1 protein-coding gene is annotated in these 399 nt (G+C 46.9%); it reads right to left on the bottom strand.

From position 1 onward, the window contains the following. Nucleotides 1-399: FAD-dependent oxidoreductase (locus tag AC1M9F_RS14510; protein WP_481598121.1), on the bottom strand; the 399-nt coding region annotated here is incomplete at both ends.

The raw sequence follows: 399 nt of genomic DNA, 5'->3' as shown, positions 1-399 counted from the left end.
AACGAGCACCTGTAGACAGGATGACCGTTTTCGATTCAAGTTTTGCACCATTCTCTAAAGTCACTTCAACTAAACCGTTGGCAGTTTCATCCGCACCTTTGATGTCAGACACACGTTGTAGGTTCATGATGTCGACACCGTATTCACGAACATGTGCTTCCATTTCAGCCGCAAACTTAGGACCTTGCGTCTTTTGCACTGATGTGAAGTTTTCAATATCCATGGTGTCCATGACTTGACCACCCATGCGCTCAGCAACGATCCCCGTACGGATACCTTTACGAGCGGCATAGATTGCAGATGTGTTACCTGCAGGACCACCACCGATCACAAGCACGTCAAATGCATCTTTGGCATTGAGCTTTTCAGCATCTTTCGCAGCAGAATTAGTATCGAGCT

The organism is Acinetobacter sp. ANC_7504, from assembly GCF_056779995.1.
This window is presented reverse-complemented; position numbering and strand designations above follow the sequence as displayed.